Genomic DNA, 18,992 nt, shown 5'->3' on the forward strand with positions numbered 1-18,992 from the left:
ATCGAATCTCAGTACATGGCGCTCATGCTGAAGTTGAAGTAACGCAGGGCGTCGCCGTTGGCGTATGAGATCGGGAAGGCGAGGTCGAAGCCGAGCGGGACCGGGCCCATCTGGGGGATCTTGAGCCGCAGACCGGTGCCCACCGAGACGCGGACCTTGTTGAAGCTGTAGTCCCCCTCGACGGTGCCGAAGTCGGTGAAGACGACCTGCTGGACGGTGTCGCTGGCGGTCCAGGGGAACTGGTATTCAAGCGAGCCGACGGCCATCAACACGCCGCCGACCGGCACGCCCAGGGCTTTGGGGCTGACGGTGCGGTACTGGAAGCCGCGAAGACTGCCGAAGTTACCGGCGAAGAACCGCTCGTAGACGGGCGTCGATTGGGTCGTGATTCCGAAGTGGCCGCGGGCGGTGATGAACCGCTTGCCGGTGCCGTCGGGCCGGCTGCCGGTCTCGAAGTAGGCCCGCCCCTCGGCGTCGAACTTCGACCAGGTGTACGTTCCCCAGCCTTGCTCGAAGGAGAACTCGGCGTACTGGCCCTTGGTCGCCTGGAACGGGCTGTTGCGGTTGTCGAAGCGAAGACTCGGCCGCACCGAGAAGAGCGACGATTCGCCGCTGGCCGCCAGGTACTGCGCGGGGGCCGGCGTCTTGAACCCGAAGAAGTTGACCGACTCGGCTCGGACCGCGACGTCGGCGTAAGTGCTGGTGCCGAACTGCCGGCCCAACGAGAACCGGCCGCCGCCGCGACGCTCGTCCCAGTTGGGGTAGAAACGCGAGAAGTAGTAGCCGGCGACGCCGGCTCCGATGGGGAGGTCGAACAGGTACGGCTCGCGGAGGCTGACCTGGAACCGGTTGATCAGGGTGCCCGGCTGGAGGTCGACGCGGAACTCCTGGCCGGCGCCGCGGAAGGCGGTGCCGTTGAAGATGTCGTTGAACGACCGCGGGACGTTGAAGAGGTCGAAGTTCTTCTCATAGATCGTCACGTTGCCGAACAGCCCCTGAAAGCTGCTGGCCGCCATGCCGACCATGAACCGGCCGGTGGGGGCCTCTTCGAGCGAGGTCACGATGTCGGCGAACGACCGGTTCGGGAACGGGTCGTTGCGGTCGGGGCCGACGTCGGTCATGTTCAGGCCGGGGACGCTCGGAAAGGTTCCCGGGGGCTCGCCCGAGCCGACCGGAGGCGTGTTCGCGACCGCGCCTCGCCGCGAGGGGGCCGCGCCGGGGACGGGGACCGGCGAGGGGACGGCGACCGACGGCGCGGCGTTGGGGGGCGGGCTGAACAGGTTGCTCGATCCGAACGGCGTCAGGCCGGAAGGACCCGGGTCGGAGACGGTCGGCGGCGCGCCTCGCGGCGCGATCGGCTCGGGGGCGGGGACCAACTCGACGCCCGAATCGTCGTCCTGCATCCGCGCCCGGCTCATCTCGCCGAGCAGCGGGATCATCAGGTCGTTGTACGGCTTGTCGCCTGGCCGCTCGTTGACGATCTTGACCTCGATCGGCTTGCCCAGTTCGGGGTTCGTCTGGAAGTACCCCGTGCCGTAGAGCCGCTTCTGGAAGGTCTCGATCCGGTTCTTGTCGAGGACTTCGCCGGGCAGCAGGCCGGCCATCATCGCCTCGCGACGGATGACCTTGTCCCTGGTCCGCGAGTTGCCGCGGATGATCAGGTCGCCGAGCAGGAACGCCTCGCTCTCCTCGATCTTGTAGACGAGGTCGACGACCCCCTGCTCGTTGGTGAACCGGGGCTCGGTGACGATCTGCGTCTTGATGCAACCCAACTCGAAGTAGCGGGTCAGCAGGCGATTGCGGTCGGATTCGCGGACGGCCTCGAGGAACGGCTTGCCCGAGTGCAGTTGCAGCCCCTCGCGTAGCTCCTTGGTTTTGATCTGCTTGTTGCCCTCGAAGATCAGGTCGCGGACCTTGTACCGGACCCCCTCGGAGATCACGAAGGTCAAGTTGACGTCGCCGATGCTCGCGCCCGGGCGTGTGACCGGCGTGATCGTGACCTCGAAGAAGCCCTGCGACTGGAAGTACTCGACGAGCTTGCGCTTGTCTTCCTCAAGCATATCGCGGTGGTACTTGCCGCCGAACGACATGATGATCGGTTTGCGACTGGAGATCTTGCCCCAGAGCTGGGAGTCGGTGGCGAAGGTGTTGCCCTTGAAGTCGATGCTGGCGATCTTGTACTTCGGCCCCTCGAAGATCTGGATGACGACCTTGGTGTCGCCGACCTCGCCCCCCTCGATCAGCCTGACCTCCGCCAGCTCGAAGCCCTTTTCCTGGTAGAGCCGCTCGATCTGGCTGATCGCGAGCCTGGTGCGGGTGGGGTCGGCGCGGTTGCCGACCTTCAGCCCGGTGTTCTCCTCGATCTCCTTCTGCGAGATCTTCGACCGGCCGCGCAGCTCGACGACGCGGAGGATCGGCATCTCGCGGACCTTGAAGATCAGGATGTACTTGCCGCTCTTGGGGGGCGATTCCTCGGTGTACGGCGCGACGTCCGAGAACCACTTCGTCCCCATCAGGCTGTGCATGTCGGTCTCGACGAGCTGCTGGTCGAGCGGGTGGTTGACCTTGCTCAACAGCTTGGCGCGGATCTTCGCGGCCGGGATGCTCGCGTTGCCTTCGATCCGCACCTCGGTCACGACGCCCTCGGGGAGCTTGTCGCCCCGCTGGGCGTTGGCCGCGACCGGCGCAAGAGCCAGGAAGACCGTCGCCGTGAGCATCAGCCTCATCGACCGCGCGGCGGCCGCGGCGGTCGCTCGGCTCGCGACCGAGGTCGAGCGCTCGGCATCAATGAGTCTTTGCTCCACCGGTCCCGTCCTTGGCGCCGGAAGGCGTTTGAATTCGTTACATGTCATGAGCGATCGTTCCTGACCCGAACCGATCTAGAGCCGCCCGACGATCCGCGAGTCGTTCGTTCGTCCGTCGACCGTCGCGGCGCGGCGGTCTCGGGCTTGGTTCGACTTGCGCCCGTCTTCCCGACGTTCCGGGAGGTCGAGGCGGCGATCAGGATTGGCCGATCATCCCAGTCGGATGCGAGGGGGCGACGACCGCTCCCTCCTTCTGGAGAAACCTGCGACGTGTTCAGCGGGGCCGGGAAAAGGACTCGGACCGCGTCCATCCTGGTCGCAGCCCGCATTCGGCTTCCGCGCGTCGCCGTGCAAAGACGTGACGAACGGGGGAGTTTTACTCAAGTTGTTCCGACGACGCAAGGCCGGAAGGGCCGAATCCCGCAACGCCCCAAGCCCAAGCCCGATCGCGGTCAGGACATGACGTGGCGCGGCTTGGGGGCCTTGAAGTGCTCGCGGAGCGACGGGTTGAGTCCGTAGCCGAGGCTCAGGAGCTTGATCGGATGGAGGGTCCTCTTGGCGATCCCCTGCTCCATCTGGATCCGGCAGGCGCCGCACTCGGTCGAGCCGATCTCGATGTCGTCGTCCTTGAGCCGCTTGTGCAGCTCGCGGCCGGCGCGGAGCGAGGCGCGGAACTGCCGCGTGCCCAGGCCGTAGGTGCCTCCCATGCCCGAGCACCCCCGGTTGATGTACTCGACGTCCAGGTCGGGGATCTTGTGGAGCAGGTCGAAGCCGGGGAGGCCGACGTCGAGCGCCCGGAGGTGGCACGGCTGGTGGTAGCCGACGCGCGCCCGCACCGGCTCATGAGGCGTCGGAAGATGGCCGCGCGCGTCGAGGCCCATCAGGTACTCGCCCAGGTCCATGGTGTTGCGGGCGACCAGCTCGGCGTCGAGGTCGTCGGTCAGCTTGACGTACTCCTGGCGGAGCATGAGGGCCGCCGTGGGCTCGGAGCAAACCACCGTGTAGCCGTCGCGGACGGCGTTGCCCAGCACCCGGAGGTTTCGGAGGGCGAGATCGCGCGCGTGGTCGACGTCGCCGACGATCAGCGGCGCCATGCCCGAGCTGCGCTGGCCGGTCGGCACGTAGACGTTGACCTCGGCCTGGTGGAGCACGCCGACGACCGACTCGGCCAGCTCATGGTCGTAGTAGTTGGCGTAGACGTCCACGAAGTAGATCACGCGGGGCCCCGGCTGCGAGGGTCGAGGGCGGTTGAGACCCAGCTTGGCCGCGCGGCGCGTGTAGGGGGTGCGGCGGACCTGCGGCAGGACGCGCCGTCGCGAGAGGCCGAGCGCCCGTTCGAGCACCCAGCGGGCGCTCCGCCGCGACATCAGGAAGTTCGAGAGGATCGGCAGCCGGCTGGCCAGCCGCGCCCACATTTCGAGCCTTGAAAAGATCCAGTCGTGCGGTGGCAGACCGTGGTTCTCGACGAACGCCGCCTTGGCTTCGAGGATCAGGCTCGACACGTCGACGCCGGACGGGCATTCCGACTTGCAGAGCTTGCAGTGGATGCAGAGGTCGGCGTGCGCCATGAATTCGGCCGATCCCCAGAGCCGGGGGTCGACCTGGCCCGAGGCGACCTGGCGCAGCAGGTTCGCCTGCGATCGCGGCGACGCCGCCTCGGTCCCGTGCGCCCGAAAGCTCGGGCACATCCGCAGCGTCGGGTCGCTGCTTCGGCAGGCGCCGCAGCCGTTGCAGGCCGAGGCCATGCTCAGCACGTCGATCTCCGGCCATCGCAGGACCGGCGGCATCAGGATCGACGACGGAGCCGAGCCGCCGGCCTCGGGCGCGTCACCATCCGAAGCCCGTACGACCGACGTCTCCCGGCTGTCGTACGCCTCGGGAATCCGGATGAAGCCCGAACCGGAGCCGGAACCCAGGCTCGAACCGACGAGCGAGCCAAGATCGCCGTCGGGGTCGCGGGGGATGTCGGGGAACCGCTTGAGGTTCTTGGCGGCCAGCCGAGGGTCGTCGCCGACCACCTTGCCGGGGTTGAGCAGGTAGGCCGGGTCGAACACGTCCTTGACGTCGCGGAAGACCTGGACGAGTTCGCCGTACTGCCGGGGGAGGAACTGGGTCCGCAGCAGACCGCAGCCCTGGGCGCTCGAAATCGTGCCGCCGGCTTCGAGCACGACGTCGTAGAATTCGCCGGCGAGCCCTTCGATCTTGGTCCGGTCGTCGGGATCGGCGAGGTCGAGGAGCGGCCGCATCCGAATCCGCCCGTCGGCCGCGTAGACGTCGAGCGTCCAGGAGAGTTCGTACCGCTTGAGCAGATCCTGGAGCTTGCGGATCACCGGGCTGAGCCGTTCGACCGGGACGGCGACGTCGTCGACGATCGGAACCGGCCGCGCTCGGCCGCGGCCGCGCATCAAGAGAGGCTCGATCCGCCGCCGCAGCGTGACCAGCCGCTCGCAATCGGCCCGGCGGTGGACCGTCGCGGCGTCGGCGATCATCAGGCCGGTTCGGTAGGCCTTCTCGATCAACAGCCGGGCCTTGCCGTCCACCTCGGCGGCCGAGTCGCCCTCGAACTCCACCAGCATGACCGACTCGACCGAGTCGCCGACGTGCTCGCGGAACAACGGGTCGACGTCGCGGGCCAGGCTCGCCGACCGCCAATCGAACAGATCGCAGGCCGACGGTTTCAGGTCGCCGGCGATCAAGTACGGCACGCAGCCGGCCGCGTCGGCCAGCCGCACGAACGGCAGGATCACCACCGCCTGGGCGGCCGGCAGGGGCGTCGTTCGCAGCGTCGCCTGGAGCACCAGGGCGAGCGTCCCTTCCGAGCCGCAGATCAGGCGGGCCAGGTCGATCCCCCGGTCGTTCGCCGAGGCCGCCAGGGCGTAGCCGGCGCGGTTCAGGGGCGACGTCTCGCCCCGGTCGGCCCAGCGGGCCCGGCCGTGGCGATGGATCGCCTGCAGCTTGCGGACGATCAATTCCTTGAAATCGGCCGGCTCGTCGTCGAAGTCGGGCCAGGCCTCGAAGCCCAGCTCGGCCGTCTCCCCCTGGGCGAAGACGACGCGCAGTCGTTCGACCTGCCGGCTGACCGGTCCGTACAGGCACGACCGTTCCCCCGCGGTGTCGACGCCGATCATCCCGCCGAGCGTGGCGGCCTCGGGGTGCAGCGGCGACGGTTCGAGCCGTCTACCCAGGGGAGCCAGCCGGGCGTTGAGGACATCGAAGACCACCCCCGCCTCGGCCACGACGTGATCGTCGGCGATCGCCACGATCTTACGGAGGTGGCGGCTGAAATCGATCACCAGGCCCGGGCCGATCGCGCCGCCGGCCGGGTCGGTGGCGGCGCCTCGCGCGTGCAGCGGGATGCCGTTCTCCGACGCGTAGCGGACGATCGTCACCACGTCTTCCGAGGTCCGCGGGACGACCACGCCGAGCGGGTCGATCTCGTGGGGACCGGCCCCCAGCGCGTACGAGGCCCGATCCAGGGGCTCGAAAAGCAGCTCCCCGGCGACGACGCCCCTCAAATCGTCATTGATCCGGGCTCGTTGCTCGTCCACGGTGGCGGTTCGACCTCTGCCGGAAGGGAGACGCGGCTCGTTCGATGCGGCTTTCGCTTGCCCGCCCGCCCCAGGTTCAGCGGTCGTCGCGCGCGGTCGGTTCGGACGGTGGCGACTTGACCGAATCGCCGCGGTGGCGAAGCTCCTCGATCCGAAGCCGCTCCTGACGATAACGCTCGCCGACCGAGAGGTCGAACGGACCGAATCGCCCGTCGGGATTCGACCCCGGTCCGCGGAACTGGCTCTGGCACCGATAGCAAATCGCGACGTTCGGAACCCGATAGTACAAGATCATGTCCAGTAAGGCCGATGCAAGCAGCACCAGATAAGCCGGAATGGGGTTTTCATAATACCAGAAGACGGTGCTGACGGCGAAGCCCACGCAGACGATCGCCAGGCCCAACGTCTGGGGGAAGTCTTTCTGGATGTACACGTCGGGCGTGCCGCACAATGGACAGGCCGCCAGCGTCCCCCCGTCGGCGATCGCCTCGGGATGGAGGTCGCGGACCGTCTGGCAGTGGCTGCAACGCGCCTGCGAGGCGGACTCGACGTCGTCGACGTGGTCGATCATCTTGCACTTCGGACATTCGAACGTCAGTTCCATGAACGAATCCACGACCCTTTCTCGGCGGACGAGCGGCCCGCGCCGCCTGGTTCGCGTTAGACGATCGGAACGCCCCCGCGGGCGGCGATCAGCGAGCTGAGTTCGCCGAAGAGGAGCAGCGTCATCGCGGCGTAGAGGATGCCCGTCGCCGACTGCGTCGAGCGGATCTGCACCGTCTTCCACGCCAGCGCGGTGGCCACGGCCGGCGCGACGAATCCCATCCCCCAGCGCATCATCGGGAAGATCCACGAGTCGGCCGACACGGCCCCGACGCCCAGCGCCGGATGCGCGCCGTGGCTGAGCAGAAGGCCCGACAGGCCCAGGGCGCCCCGTACGGCGAGCGCCCAACCCATGAAGCGGACGTAGCGTTTGAGCGGCTCGATCGACATCGAAGGCGCCGTCAGGTAGTGGTGGCCCAGCAACATCGCCGCCAGCGTGGCCCCGAGCACGAAGCCCGAAGCCCCCCGGCTGACGGAGTTGAACATCCAGAGCCCGCGGTCGGCGTCGTACGACGCCGCCGTCAGCCAGGCCGCCGCGACGACCGCGATCAGACCGAGCACCGGCCGGCCGATCCGAGCGAGACCCAGCCCCCAGGCGATCGTGGCCGCGTAGGCCGCGAAGGCCGCCGCCGCCAGCGACCAGCACGCCGGGCTCGTCGCGCCGCCTCGCGAGACGTCCAGGGCCGCCAGCACAAGCAGCCCCAGGATCACCTGGGAATTCGTGCGAAAGAAGGCCAACGGCGTCATTCGCCAGCTGGTGGCCGCCAGCACGAGCGACAGCCCGAACGCGAGGCGGACGGCGAAATCGGCGAGAATGGAAGAGCTGGAGGTCACAGGCGTGCTCGGAGCCAAGATCGCGGGTCGACACGGAAGTTAGAGAACCTATTCTCGCACACGGCGCGGGCTGGGGCGAGCAGCGCGGCTCAGTTCTTGGCGCCGAAGATCAGCGACATCACCTCCGAACGCGTCGCCATTCTCTCCTTGAACGCTCCTCGGACCGCGCTTGTGACGAACGTGGCGTTCGGCTTGTTGACCCCTCGGATGGTCATGCAGCTATGGCTGGCCTCAATGACGACGGCCACGCCCCTCGCGTCGAGCTCTCTCATCAAGAGGTCGGCGAGCTCCTCGGTGAGCCGCTCCTGCATCTGAGGGCGCTTGGCCAGGACGTCGATCACCCGGGGGATCTTCGAAAGGCCGACGACCTTGCCGTTGGGGATGTAGGCCACATGCGCCTGGCCGACCACGGGCAGCAGGTGATGCTCGCAGAAGCTCACGAAGCGGATGTCCTTGACCAGGACCATCTCGTCGTATTTCTGCGTGAACAGTTTGGTGAGGTGGACGCGGGGGTCTTGATGCAGTCCCTGGAAGACCTCGGCGTACATCCGGGCGACGCGGTCGGGGGTTTCCACCAGCCCTTCCCGCTCCGGATCTTCGCCGACGGCCAGCAGGATTTCTCGAACGGCCCGGCGAATCCGGTCGAGATCGACTTCGTGACGAGGCGTGTTGGCAGCCATCAATACTTTCTCGGGACGAGGCAAGGCGAGGCCTCCCACCGGATCTCCGTTCCCGGGCGGCTTTCGCAATCGATCTCCGCGGCCCGAGCCGGGTTCATCCCGCCCAGGTCGGCCGCAAACGCCGGGGACGAGTCGCCGGCCTTCGCGATTTCGACGTAAGTCGAAAAACGCCAAAAGCTTCTGCTGAAGCACGGTCCATTGTAAGGTTCGCCGCCCCGAAAATCAAGAAGCTTGGAGCGGCGTTCAATTCAGGCTGAAATCAGGGGGAAACGGGTGCGTGCGCGGGGCCGAGCCGGCGATTTGCTCGAGCCGTTCGAGCAGTTCCTGGATCGTCCCGCACCGCTTTTCGACCGAGGGCTCGTTCAGGAGCGACTGCTTCAGCTCGATGGGTAAGCTGAGCGCGTGGGCCATGACGTCGACGAGGACGCCCAGGGGCGCCGACGCGTTGAGCAGCTTCGAGAAGTCCGGATCGAGCGCGTGCTCGCGGCCGACGACCCTGCGGAAGAGATCGACGAGGCCGGCGCGTCGAGCGGCTTCGGAGTCGCCCGGGGCGAGGTCGTCGAGGACGTCGACCTCGGCGACGCGGTAGAGCCGCCCGCTCGGCGGCTCGCATCGCAATCGGACGCGTTTCCGACCCAGGAGCAGCAGGTTGAACCGGCCGTCGGCGAGCCGTTCGTGCCGAATGATCTTGCCCAGACAGCCGACTTCCTCGACCGCCGCCGGCTCGGTCCAGCCGCCGACGTCGGGGACGGTTTTGAGCTGGACGATCGTGATCAGCCGGTCGTCCGCAAGGGCGTCTTCGGTCATCTGCCGGTATCGAGGCTCGAAGATGTGCAAGGGCAGGACGACGTGAGGGAAAAGGACGACCTTCGGCAGCGGAAACAGCCGGGTGACGTCCGAAAAATCGCGCAAATCCAGGTCGTCGTCCATACCACTTGACTTTCGCCTCGTCGAGACGGCAAATACAGTACGGGGCTCGGCCCGATCCGGGCGCGGTCGACTTCGCCATGTCGCGAAGTGCATTGTAGTCGGCCTCGGAACGGCGGCAAGGCTGCGTCAGGCCAGGGTTTGCAAGTCGTCGCCGGGGCGATGATGGTGGGATGCGTGGGGATGCCCAAGAAACAACAGCCTTCCAGCGATCCCAAGCTTCAGGCGCGTCGCGTCCTCAAGGCCCTCAAGGAACTGTATCCCGATGCCGAGTGCGCCTTGGTTCACGACGGCCCGTTCCAGCTCCTGGCGGCGACGATCCTCTCGGCCCAGTGCACCGACGTGCGGGTGAACCTCGTCACGCCCCGGTTGTTCGCCCGGTTCCCCGACGCCCGGTCCCTGGCCGAGGCCGATCGGGCCGAGGTGGAAGAGCTGATCCGCTCGACCGGTTTCTTTCGGGCCAAGGCCAAGAACCTCCAGGCGATGGCCGCTCGCCTGCAACAGGAGCACGGCGGCCAGGTCCCCCGCGATCTCGAACTTTTGACGGCCCTCGCCGGGGTGGGGCGAAAGACGGCCAACGTGGTGCTCGGAACGGCCTTCGGCCTGGCGACGGGCGTCGTCGTCGACACTCACGTCAAGCGGCTCGCCGGCCGGCTCGGCCTGACGACCCGAAAGACCCCCGAGCAGATCGAGACCGACCTGATGGCCGTCGTCCCGCGCTCCGAGTGGGTCGAGTTCAGTCACCGCCTGATCCACCACGGCCGGAAACTCTGCGTGGCCCGAAAGCCCCATTGCAGCCAATGCCCGCTCGAACCGTTCTGCCCCAAGATCGGCGTTCGATCGTCGCAGTGACGAGTCGCCGCGGGCTCACGGCGAATCAAGATCATCTGTCGGCAAGGCGGATCAGCCGTTATTCTATTGTCCAGTCATAAGAGGGACCAGCCGCCGGGCGGGCCGGGCGATTCGATGGGACGGATACGATCATGCATATTCTGGACATCTTCGAGACGAACCCCACGACCTTCAGCTTCGAGTTCTTTCCTCCGAAAACGGACAAGGCCTCGGCGGATCTCTTCGAAACGATGGCGCATCTCCAGGCGCTCCAGCCTTCGTTCGTGTCGGTCACCTACGGGGCCGGCGGCACGACGCGAGAGCGGACGCACGATCTGATCGTCCGGATCCAGCAAGAGACCAACCTCACGGCGATCTCGCACCTGACTTGCGTGTGTCACTCCGAGGCCGAGCTGGAGGCGATCCTCGAACGCTACGCCGCCTCGAAGATCGAGAACATCCTGGCGCTGGGTGGCGACCCGCCGCGCAACCTTCAGGGGTACGACCGCGCGAACGACGCCTTCCAGTACGCCGATCAGCTCGTCCGTTTCGTCCGCTCACGCCTGGGCGTGGCCGATTCACGCGGGTTCGGCGTCGGGGTCGCGGGCTTTCCCGAGGGGCACCCCGGGACCCCCAACCGGCTCCTGGAGATGGACAACCTGAAGCGCAAGGTCGACGCCGGCGCCGACTACATCTGCACCCAGCTCTTCTTTCAGAACGCCGACTTTTACGACTTCCGCGAACGGTGCGACCTGGCCGGAATCCGCGTGCCGATCCTCGCCGGGATCATGCCCGTGACGTCGAAGGAGAACCTGGCGCGGATCGCCGAGCTGGCGCTGGGGGCGCGGATTCCCGCCCGGCTGCTTCGGGCCGTCGAGCGGTGCGGCGATTCGGCGGAATCGGTCGCCAAGGTCGGCGTCCACTGGGCCACCGAGCAGTGCCGCGACCTCCTCGACAACGAGGTGCGCGGCCTTCATTTCTACACCCTCAACCGCTCCGACGCGACCCGGCAGATTTATGACTACCTCGGTGTCAAGGACTCGCAGGCCCTCGCGCGCCGCGCGGCGGTCTGAGCGAAGCGTTCCGAGCGAGCCGCGGCGATGAGCGAAGCCGACCTCACGCGCCGGCTGAAGGCCAAGGCGGTCGAGCTGGGCTTCGACCGCGTCGGTGTCGCCGGCGCGCGGACGCCGCCGGACTACGACCGGTTCCGCGAATGGCTCGACGCCGGCCGCGCCGCGGGCATGCAGTACATGGAGCGGCACGCCGAGGCCCGCGCCCATCCCGACAGCGTGCTCGAAGGGGTCCGCGCGGTGGTCATGGTCAGCCTCGTCTATGGCGAGCCGACCGACGCCGACGCGCCCTCCCGCCGATTGTCCGGCAAGATCGCGCGGTACGCGCGAGGGCTCGACTACCACCAGGTCCTTCGCGCCCGGCTCGCCGCCCTGCTCGACTGGCTGAAGCTTGAACGCCCCGAGGTCGAGGGGCGCGCAGTGGTCGACACCGCGCCGCTGCTGGAACGCGACTACGGGCGGCTCGCCGGTCTGGGGTGGATCGGTAAGAACACGCTGCTGATCGACCGGCGGCTGGGGAGCTTCACGTTCCTGGGCGCGTTGCTGGTCGATCTCGATCTTGAGCCCGATCCGCCGCACGTCTCGTCCCATTGTGGGACTTGCACGCGGTGTCTGGACGCCTGCCCCACGGGGGCGTTCGACGGTCCGTACCAGCTCGACGCGGGGCGTTGCATCAGCTACTGGACGATCGAGCATCGCGGCGCGATCCCCGACGACCAGGCCGACCGCCTCGACGGCTGGGTCTTCGGCTGCGACGTCTGCCAGGACGTCTGCCCGTGGAATCGCAAGGCGCCCGCCGGCCGCGTCCACGAGCTGGACGCGCGCGACGAGTGGGTCGACGCCGATCTGGTGGAATGGCTGAACCGGTCGAAGGGGGACTGGAAGCGGGCGCTGCGGGGCTCGGCCCTCGAACGCGCCCGCCGCGTCGGGCTGGTGCGGAACGCGGCGCTAGTCTTGGGCTCGGCGCGTGACGAAGGCGCGGCGCCTGCCCTGATCGATCGGCTGGCGGACCGCGCTGAAGACCCGGTGATTCGCGCCGCCGCCGCCTGGGCGCTCGGCCGCATTGGATCGCCGATCGCCCGCGAGGCGCTGGAACGGTTCCAGGGCGACGACGACGCGCTGGTGCGCGAGGCCGTCGCCCGGGCGGTGGAGGGGTTCGGCGGCGTCAGGTCGTCGTCGGCGGCGTGTTCGTGACGGTCGGCGGGTTGGCCGACCACGTCACGGGGGAGATCTGGCCGGTGATCGACTGGCCGAACGCGTCGGCGGTCGTCACCTTGAAGGTGTTCGAGCCGTCGCCGAGGGGAACCATGATGCTATAGTTGCCCGTGGCGTCGGCGGTGGCCGTCGCGCCGGGGGAGTTGTTGTTGATTTCGGCGAATTTGACCGTCGCGTTCGGGGTCACGGCACCCGTGAACCGGACGAGCCGCGAGCTGGTGATCCGGCTGTGCAGCGGGCCGTCGGTGGCCGGGTCGAGGTTGACGTTCACGACCGGGCTGATCGTGGTCTTGGCCCCGAGGTTCTGCGTGGCGATCCGAAGGTCGGCGCTGTTGATCTTGCCGTCGCGGTTGGCGTCGGCGTCGAACGTATACTTGGAGCTGGTCGACGCCGCGCCCATCTCGGACTTGATGGCCTTGATGTCGGTCTGATCGACCGTGCCGTCGCCGTTGGTGTCGCCCGGCAGGTAGAAGCCGAGCAGGTAGTTGCCGGTCGTCGACGACAGGCCCTTGACGTCGACCAGGTAGGTCGCCGGGCCCTGGCCGGCCTTGGGCACGGTCAGGGTGCTTGTGATGGCCGAGCTGACCGGAGTCGAAAGGCTCTTGGATTTGACGATCGACTGCGAGTAGACCGAGTGCTGGACCGACAACGGACGTCGGCTCCCCTCGGCGCGGATCGAGACGATCTCGGGCTTGGCCGTCGAGGACGGGTCGGCCGCGACGTCGACCCCCACCACCAACTTGCCCCCCTTGCCGCCGGTGAAGTAGCTGGGGTCGATCTTGACCTGGACCGTCGAGATCTGACCGGCCGCGGCGATCGTTCCGGGGACGATGGCGAAGGTGCTTCCCATCCCCGCGCTCATCACCGTGCGGTCCTCGAGGAGATCGACGGAGAACGTGCTTTGACGACGCTTCCGGGGCAGTTCACGTGACGGGTTCATGGGCCCTCCTTGGCCGGCAGCCGAGATGTTGAAGGCGCCAGGGTCGCCGGACGCCGTCGCTCAGACAGAGGCGGTCTCGATCGATCCTCGCGGCGCGCCTACGGCCGTCGCGGAGACCAATCCTGACACGAATTGATAATTTGATCGGCCGCATCGGCCTGTAGACTTGAGATTATCGTTGAAATCCGCAAAGTCGGCAAAGTTCGCCTGGGCGTGGCCGGAAGGGCCGACCGGCCGTCGCGAGAACCGCGACGCCGGTTTTGAGGAGACTTGGGATCGAACAGGCGAGGCGCGGCTCAGCCGGCCCCGAGCGTCTTGTAGGCCGGGCTCAGCTTGCGGTTGGGCGCCGGATCGTCGCGCCCGGGCGTCGCGGCGGCGACGGCGAGGCTCGACTGGCCGACGCGCAGCCTCCATGCGACCGCGGCGTAAAGGACGACGGCCGCCCACATGAACATTCCATAGTACTGAGCGATGTCATGCCCCTTGCCTTCGGCGAACAGGCCGCCGAACTCGCTCGACGTGCTCGCCATCAGCAAGAACGACGCGACCAAGGCGCCGGCGATCCCGTATCGACTCCGCAACGTCAGGCCGGGCGCGTACAACTCGTAGACCAGATACGCATAAGGAAATACCAGCGTGACGAAGTGGTGCTTCCAGCTCCGTTCCGACACGAACAGCATGGTCAGCACCACCAGGGAGATCTCTCCCAGGTAGAGCGGGCTTCGACGGTCGGGGTCCTTGGTCCGGCAGAAGACGGCCAGGAGCCCCACCAGGCCCAGGGCCACCCCCTTGACGAGCAGGCTGACCAACTGGGGAGGCAGCGAGGCCAGGTTCAGGTCGAGCCGCACGTCGTAGCGATTGGTCCCCGGCTTGATCTCCGTGAGCAACCGCGTCAGGACGCCGACGATCGACTGATTGGGCTCTTGCGGGCTGGCGTTCCCCTCGATCAGGAACGGCGTCAACATCCGGTGCCACCAGGTCTTGAGGCAGAGCGTGTTGAAGTCCGGGCCGAGCACCAAGCTGGGGATGACCACCAGAAACAGCGCCAGGCCCAGGAACGTCGCGGCCACCGTCCGCCACGACTTCTTGTAGAGGAAGTAGGGCAGGAACAAGGCGGGGGTCACCTTGAACGAGATCGCCAGGCCCAGCAGCAGCCCGGCCGCCGTGTCGTGTCCCTTGCGCCAGGCCTGGAACATCGTCGCCAGCAGGAACAGAATCAGGAGGTTGATGTTGCCGTGGTGAAGGTCGCCGAGGATCGGCCGCAGGCTGAGCACGAGAATCGCGGTCTGAAAGAACGGGGGGAGCAACGGCCGATCGCGCGACTTGACCACGTCGAAGCAGATCAAGAACGTGATGGTCGTCAGCGCCGCCTTGATCAGGAACCACGACATCGCCGCCGCGACCGGCGGCAGCGTCATCAACGGATAGAGCGTGATCGGCATGATCGGCGGGTTCGGGAAGTACATCTTGTCATAGATGTTCACCCCGTCCCAGAACTTCAGCACCTGGGGCTGCCAGCGCACGAAGGCGCTGCGCTGATCGGCGGCCTTGGGATAGTAGAAGGCCGCGGCAGTGATCACGACGGCCGCCCAGAGGAACCAGAAGAACGGTCGCGCGTACCGGCCGATGACGAGGCGTCGGGGTCCGGTGTCGATCTCAAGCACGGCGTACTCCCTCCCTGGAGAAAGCCACGCAGAGCGAATCAGCATGCGTGTTTCGCCGCGGACTTCAAAAGATGCCCTTCACCGGCCGGAAGCCCAGGGGATCCGAACCGGCGGAATCATCTCCAATTCCACCTCGGACACCCCCGGAGAAGGTCGGAGCCGGATGAACGGAACCGGATCCCCTTCCTCATACGTGGCGTCAACCGGGACGGCCGGATGGGCCTGCAAGCTCGGGACGGAGTGATACCGCAAGACCACCGATCCGTCAAGATCGGGCGACATCTCGCGGACCGTCAGCCGGCCCGGCGCGGCGGCCACCCGCGCCGACCCGCGCACGGCGTCCCCCTCGAAGCCGGAGATCCGGGCGATCAAGAGCGTGCCGTCGTCTTCCAGGATTTTCGCCAGGTCGGGGTTCGACTGGCAGAACCGGCGGGCCCGGGGGGTCCAGCAGACCATCAGGCTGGGCCGGTACAGTCGGGCGTACTTCACGAAGAAGTCGCGGTCCCAGTCGACCATCCCAAACAGCTTGCCTTCCCCGAACTGGGTGAAGTTGGTCTGGAGGGCCGCGTGGAGATAGGGGCCGCCGATCAATTCAACCCCCACACGCTCGGGGATCAGGCCGCTGAACCGGCCGTGCTGGTAGGGATCGGGAATCCCCTGGACGTCGAAGCCGCTCTCTTCGTAAAGCACGCGGTCGCCAGGCTTTGCATGTCTCTTGACGCCGTCGACCACCCACAGGAGCGTCGCCGACGGCTTGCTCATCAGAAACGTTTCCGCTCCTCCGATCCGCAGTTGCACCGAGCCCACCAGCGGCATGACCAGGATGCGAACGCCGATCAAAACAGCTGCGGCCAACGCCCAGTGGTCGAGCCGGAACGGGCCGAACTTCGTCGGGCGGAGCTTCTCCAGGAACGGAAAGAAGCCCGCCCCGACCGCCACGGTCAAGGCCGTGTAAAAGGCGTATGTGTGCCGCCCCGGCTGGAGAAAGTCGAGCGAGCGGATGTCGCTGGCGAGATATCCCCAGAAGAAACCCGCCGCGCAGAACCCCCAGAGCGCTGCGCCCAGGCCGCGATGACGACGACTCAGCAGGACCAGCCCCGGCAGGCCCAGGGTTACGAGGATCACCTCGATCGGGGATTCGCCGATCGCGATCCGGACGATTCGCAGGAGCGCCCCTTCCGGGTGCCGGAACACGAAGTCGCTGGCCCCCTTGGTCTCGGAAAGCCAGAGCCCCGGCAGCCACCAGAAGGCGTTCGTCGCCAGGACCACCAGCGGCAGCAGCCAGACGCCGAGATGTCGCGTGAACTTCAGCCCGGCCCAGGACGCGATGTACGCGACCGCCCCGGCCGGCGCGATGATCATGGCCGAGGTCAGATGGACGAGGAACGCCCCCGCGCACAGCAACGAGGCGGCCAGCCAGCGGCCGGATCCACCGGCGTCGAGGAACCGGCCGAACGCCCCCGTCGCAACCAGGCTTAGAGGGATCGCCAGCAGATACGGCACCATGCCGAGCGACGCGTAGTTGATGGGGAAGTCGGTCCAGAGGTAGGCGAGGAAGAGCAAGACGGCCGTCGCCACGCCTCCCGCTCGTATCCTCCAGATCCAGCAGGCCGCCGCCACGAGCCATGGCACAAGTGCGGTCGAGATCAGGACGTAAAGCTTGTACGCCAGCTCCGGCCGTTGGCCGCCGAACGCCCAGACTACCAGTTCAGGGAGCGTCGAGGAGGCCGGGAAGACGACGCTCTTGGCGTAGCCCGACATGAAGCTGGGGTCGTATCCGGCCGTCGTCCCCGACTGTGCGAGGAACGACCGGGTGACGAGGGCGCTGTGGTAATAAAGTGGATGGTCGTCGCGCCAGAGTGGCCAGGCGTTGCTCAGGCCCTCCGCGCCACCCATTCCTTTCCAGACAGCGATCCCGTGCAGGGTGCACGCCGCGATCGTCAGCAGGATCGCGAAGCCGCGGCCGATCCGCCGACTCTTCCGCTCGGCCTCGTCGCGCTTGACGACGATGGGGGCGGATGCCGGCGTCGGCCGTTCGGGGGCCGTCGCGCCCGGGGGCGGCACGTCGGCGAACGGAATCGGATCGGGGTCGATCATCGATCCGTCCACCTGAAGTTCGGAAGGTCGGAAGGTCGCAAAAAAAACCTGCCCGAGTCGATGACCGGCGAAAAAAACGGCGAGACGAGTGCGGCCCGCAGGATTCGAACCTGCAACCAAGGGATTCAAGTGCCCCCGCGTTTCCACGGGGCTTGGACTATCTCATCCTCGCCTGCGACGATCGAAACGGTTGCGTGGCGGTCGTTGACGGACCGCTTGACGTGACCGCCTCGAAGCATTCGAGGGAGGCCGGGCGCTCGAGGCGGGGATTATCGTTGGGACTCACCCCGCTAGTCTCTGAACCTTCCTGGCCACCAAAGCCCGGCCAGGCTTGGCTGCGGATCGCCGTGCCTCAAAACAGAGGTTTAGGTTTCCCGCAATTCACCCGGTTCGCATCCGAAGGTCGCCCTCCGGCGCCACCATTTTGGTTGATGAGTCCCCTGCTCTGCCGTTGAGCTAGGGCCGCTGAGAACCGATCGAACGACGTCATCATCGCCGGTCGCCACGGGGAAGACAAGGGGAAGCAGCCGCAGGATCGCGACCGCGCTTCGAAAACACGAACCGCCGCGGTCGACCACTTGGATCGACCGCGGCGGAAGTTGGAAATCCCGGAGCCGAGCGGAGGCACGGCGAGCCGTCGCGTCAAACGCGGGATTGCTGCATTTCCGTCAACGCCTCGTGGGGCGTCTCGACGGCCGGGATGATGGTGCGAGCGCCCGGCTCGATGAGGGTCCCGTCAGGACCCTTGCGGACCTTGGCGAGCTTGATGTCGCCCGCCATTCCCAGGGCCGACATCAGTTTGATGGCCATGTAGGTCGGGTCGATCTCCCACCAGTCGAGACCGTGGCGGGCCGAGGTCTGGAACGCGTGGTGGTTGTTGTGCCAGCCTTCGCCGTAGGTGAGAGCCGCGACCCACCAGAGGTTGGTCGACTGGTCGCGGGTGGCGTGGGTGCGGTATCCCCAGATGTGGCTGGCCGAGTTCACCAGCCAGGTCGTGTGCAGCACGAAGATCGTGCGGACGAACCCGCCCCAGATCAGCCAGCTCATGCCCAGCCCGTAATACGAGCCGGCGGCGTACAGGGCCGCGAAGCTCGCCAACGGGAAGACGATGAAGTAGCGGTCGATCCAGCGGTGGATCGGGTCGCGGAACAGGTCGGGCGCCCATCGCTTGTAGTAGGCCTCGTCGTGGCGCGAAGCCTCGTCCGAGACCATGAACCATCCCATGTGAGCCCACATGAAGCCCCGGAGCGGCGAGTGGGTGTCGAGCTCGTCGTCGGAATACGCATGGTGGCGGCGGTGGTCGGAGACCCAGCCGATCGCGCCCCCTTCGGAGGCCATCCCGCCGATGACGGTCAGCGGGTATTCCAGCCATTTCGGACGTACCGTGAAGCTGCGATGCGTCAGCAGCCGGTGGTAAACCATGCAGATCCCGATGCCGCCACTCAGCCAGTGGAGAAACACGCAGAGCAGCACGCCCGACCAGGAGAAATAGGCTGGAAGGAACGCGAGCAGGGCCCCGACATGGAGTGCGACCATGTACAGGATCGAAGCCCATGCGATCTGTCGCCGGGCCGGTCGAGCGGCCGTCGTTGTACTCATGATCAACCTTTTCTGTCTGTTTCAATCCGCGTCCCCACGGGGGACGACCATCGGCCTTAGGCCTCGCGAGGACGAGGAAGCAGGATCACAGGGGCGCGGAGTCGGTCGTCGCGGGGCCGTCGTCGTCGGGAGACGAACGTATTAAGAGTGATTCGCCGGGGGCGAAGAGACGAACCCGCG

Annotated in this window: 13 protein-coding genes; 3 read left to right on the forward strand and 10 right to left on the reverse strand. The window is 67.0% G+C overall.

Features of this window, described 5'->3' with window-relative positions; genetic code table 11:
* Positions 1 to 8: 8 nt before the first annotated feature.
* The 6 genes from BSF38_RS02720 to BSF38_RS02745 form a co-directional block, all read right to left on the reverse strand.
* A complete protein-coding gene (locus BSF38_RS02720) occupies positions 9 to 2,804 on the reverse strand; it encodes a BamA/OMP85 family outer membrane protein (RefSeq protein WP_237170717.1) in 2,796 nt (931 codons plus the stop codon).
* A gap of 452 nt (positions 2,805 to 3,256) precedes the next feature.
* A complete protein-coding gene (locus BSF38_RS02725) occupies positions 3,257 to 6,352 on the reverse strand; it encodes an FAD-binding oxidoreductase (RefSeq protein ID WP_076343343.1) in 3,096 nt (1,031 codons plus the stop codon).
* A gap of 76 nt (positions 6,353 to 6,428) precedes the next feature.
* The gene (locus tag BSF38_RS02730) at positions 6,429 to 6,956 is read right to left on the reverse strand and encodes a zinc ribbon domain-containing protein (protein ID WP_076343344.1); all 528 of its coding nucleotides are present in this window, start codon (positions 6,954 to 6,956) and stop codon (positions 6,429 to 6,431) included.
* A 56-nt stretch (positions 6,957 to 7,012) separates the two neighbouring features.
* Positions 7,013 to 7,789, reverse strand: a complete 777-nt coding sequence (locus BSF38_RS02735) for a hypothetical protein (RefSeq protein ID WP_099091940.1) — start codon at positions 7,787 to 7,789, stop codon at positions 7,013 to 7,015.
* Between the two features lie 89 nt (positions 7,790 to 7,878).
* Complete coding sequence (gene folE, locus BSF38_RS02740) at positions 7,879 to 8,469, reverse strand: GTP cyclohydrolase I FolE (protein ID WP_083712654.1); 591 nt, start codon at positions 8,467 to 8,469, stop codon at positions 7,879 to 7,881.
* A gap of 243 nt (positions 8,470 to 8,712) precedes the next feature.
* On the reverse strand, positions 8,713 to 9,399 hold the full coding sequence (locus BSF38_RS02745; protein WP_076343346.1) for an LON peptidase substrate-binding domain-containing protein: 687 nt from the start codon (positions 9,397 to 9,399) through the stop codon (positions 8,713 to 8,715).
* A gap of 180 nt (positions 9,400 to 9,579) precedes the next feature.
* On the opposite strand from BSF38_RS02745, the gene nth reads away from it, so the two are divergent.
* The 3 genes from nth to queG all read left to right on the forward strand — a co-directional run bounded on the left by nth (position 9,580) and on the right by queG (position 12,491).
* Entirely contained in the window at positions 9,580 to 10,248 is a 669-nt protein-coding gene (nth, locus tag BSF38_RS02750) for an endonuclease III (RefSeq protein WP_076343347.1), read from the forward strand.
* A 131-nt stretch (positions 10,249 to 10,379) separates the two neighbouring features.
* Positions 10,380 to 11,300, forward strand: a complete 921-nt coding sequence (metF, locus tag BSF38_RS02755; protein WP_076343348.1) for a methylenetetrahydrofolate reductase [NAD(P)H] — start codon at positions 10,380 to 10,382, stop codon at positions 11,298 to 11,300.
* A gap of 27 nt (positions 11,301 to 11,327) precedes the next feature.
* The gene (queG, locus tag BSF38_RS02760) at positions 11,328 to 12,491 is read left to right on the forward strand and encodes a tRNA epoxyqueuosine(34) reductase QueG (RefSeq protein ID WP_076343349.1); all 1,164 of its coding nucleotides are present in this window, start codon (positions 11,328 to 11,330) and stop codon (positions 12,489 to 12,491) included.
* On the opposite strand, the gene BSF38_RS02765 is transcribed toward queG, so the two are convergent.
* The 4 genes from BSF38_RS02765 to BSF38_RS02780 all read right to left on the reverse strand — a co-directional run bounded on the left by BSF38_RS02765 (position 12,463) and on the right by BSF38_RS02780 (position 18,812).
* On the reverse strand, positions 12,463 to 13,452 hold the full coding sequence (locus tag BSF38_RS02765) for a dockerin type I domain-containing protein (protein ID WP_076343350.1): 990 nt from the start codon (positions 13,450 to 13,452) through the stop codon (positions 12,463 to 12,465). The two genes, queG and BSF38_RS02765, sit on opposite strands and share 29 nt — an antisense overlap.
* A 296-nt stretch (positions 13,453 to 13,748) precedes the next feature.
* The gene (locus BSF38_RS02770) at positions 13,749 to 15,161 is read right to left on the reverse strand and encodes a glycosyltransferase family 87 protein (RefSeq protein WP_083712656.1); all 1,413 of its coding nucleotides are present in this window, start codon (positions 15,159 to 15,161) and stop codon (positions 13,749 to 13,751) included.
* 33 nt (positions 15,162 to 15,194) lie between these two features.
* Positions 15,195 to 17,213 (reverse strand): ArnT family glycosyltransferase, encoded by a 2,019-nt coding sequence (locus BSF38_RS02775; protein WP_210405672.1) that lies wholly within the window; start codon positions 17,211 to 17,213, stop codon positions 15,195 to 15,197.
* Positions 17,214 to 17,855: 642 nt separating this feature from the next.
* Entirely contained in the window at positions 17,856 to 18,812 is a 957-nt protein-coding gene (locus BSF38_RS02780; RefSeq protein WP_083712657.1) for an acyl-CoA desaturase, read from the reverse strand.
* Between the last annotated feature and the right edge of the window lie 180 nt (positions 18,813 to 18,992).

Origin of the sequence: Paludisphaera borealis (assembly GCF_001956985.1) — a bacterium.
GTDB classification, from domain to species: domain Bacteria; phylum Planctomycetota; class Planctomycetia; order Isosphaerales; family Isosphaeraceae; genus Paludisphaera; species Paludisphaera borealis.

Bases quoted from the DNA above. Each gene is read 5' to 3' on its own strand.
- BSF38_RS02730 (WP_076343344.1), bottom strand. From the start codon at position 6,956: ATGGAACTGACGTTCGAATGTCCGAAGTGCAAGATGATCGACCACGTC.
- folE (WP_083712654.1), bottom strand. From the start codon at position 8,469: ATGGCTGCCAACACGCCTCGTCACGAAGTCGATCTCGACCGGATTCGC.
- BSF38_RS02745 (WP_076343346.1), bottom strand. From the start codon at position 9,399: ATGGACGACGACCTGGATTTGCGCGATTTTTCGGACGTCACCCGGCTG.
- nth (WP_076343347.1), top strand. From the start codon at position 9,580: ATGCCCAAGAAACAACAGCCTTCCAGCGATCCCAAGCTTCAGGCGCGT.
- metF (WP_076343348.1), top strand. From the start codon at position 10,380: ATGCATATTCTGGACATCTTCGAGACGAACCCCACGACCTTCAGCTTC.
- queG (WP_076343349.1), top strand. From the start codon at position 11,328: ATGAGCGAAGCCGACCTCACGCGCCGGCTGAAGGCCAAGGCGGTCGAG.
- BSF38_RS02765 (WP_076343350.1), bottom strand. From the start codon at position 13,452: ATGAACCCGTCACGTGAACTGCCCCGGAAGCGTCGTCAAAGCACGTTC.
- BSF38_RS02770 (WP_083712656.1), bottom strand. From the start codon at position 15,161: ATGCTGATTCGCTCTGCGTGGCTTTCTCCAGGGAGGGAGTACGCCGTG.
- BSF38_RS02775 (WP_210405672.1), bottom strand. From the start codon at position 17,213: ATGATCGACCCCGATCCGATTCCGTTCGCCGACGTGCCGCCCCCGGGC.
- BSF38_RS02780 (WP_083712657.1), bottom strand. From the start codon at position 18,812: ATGAGTACAACGACGGCCGCTCGACCGGCCCGGCGACAGATCGCATGG.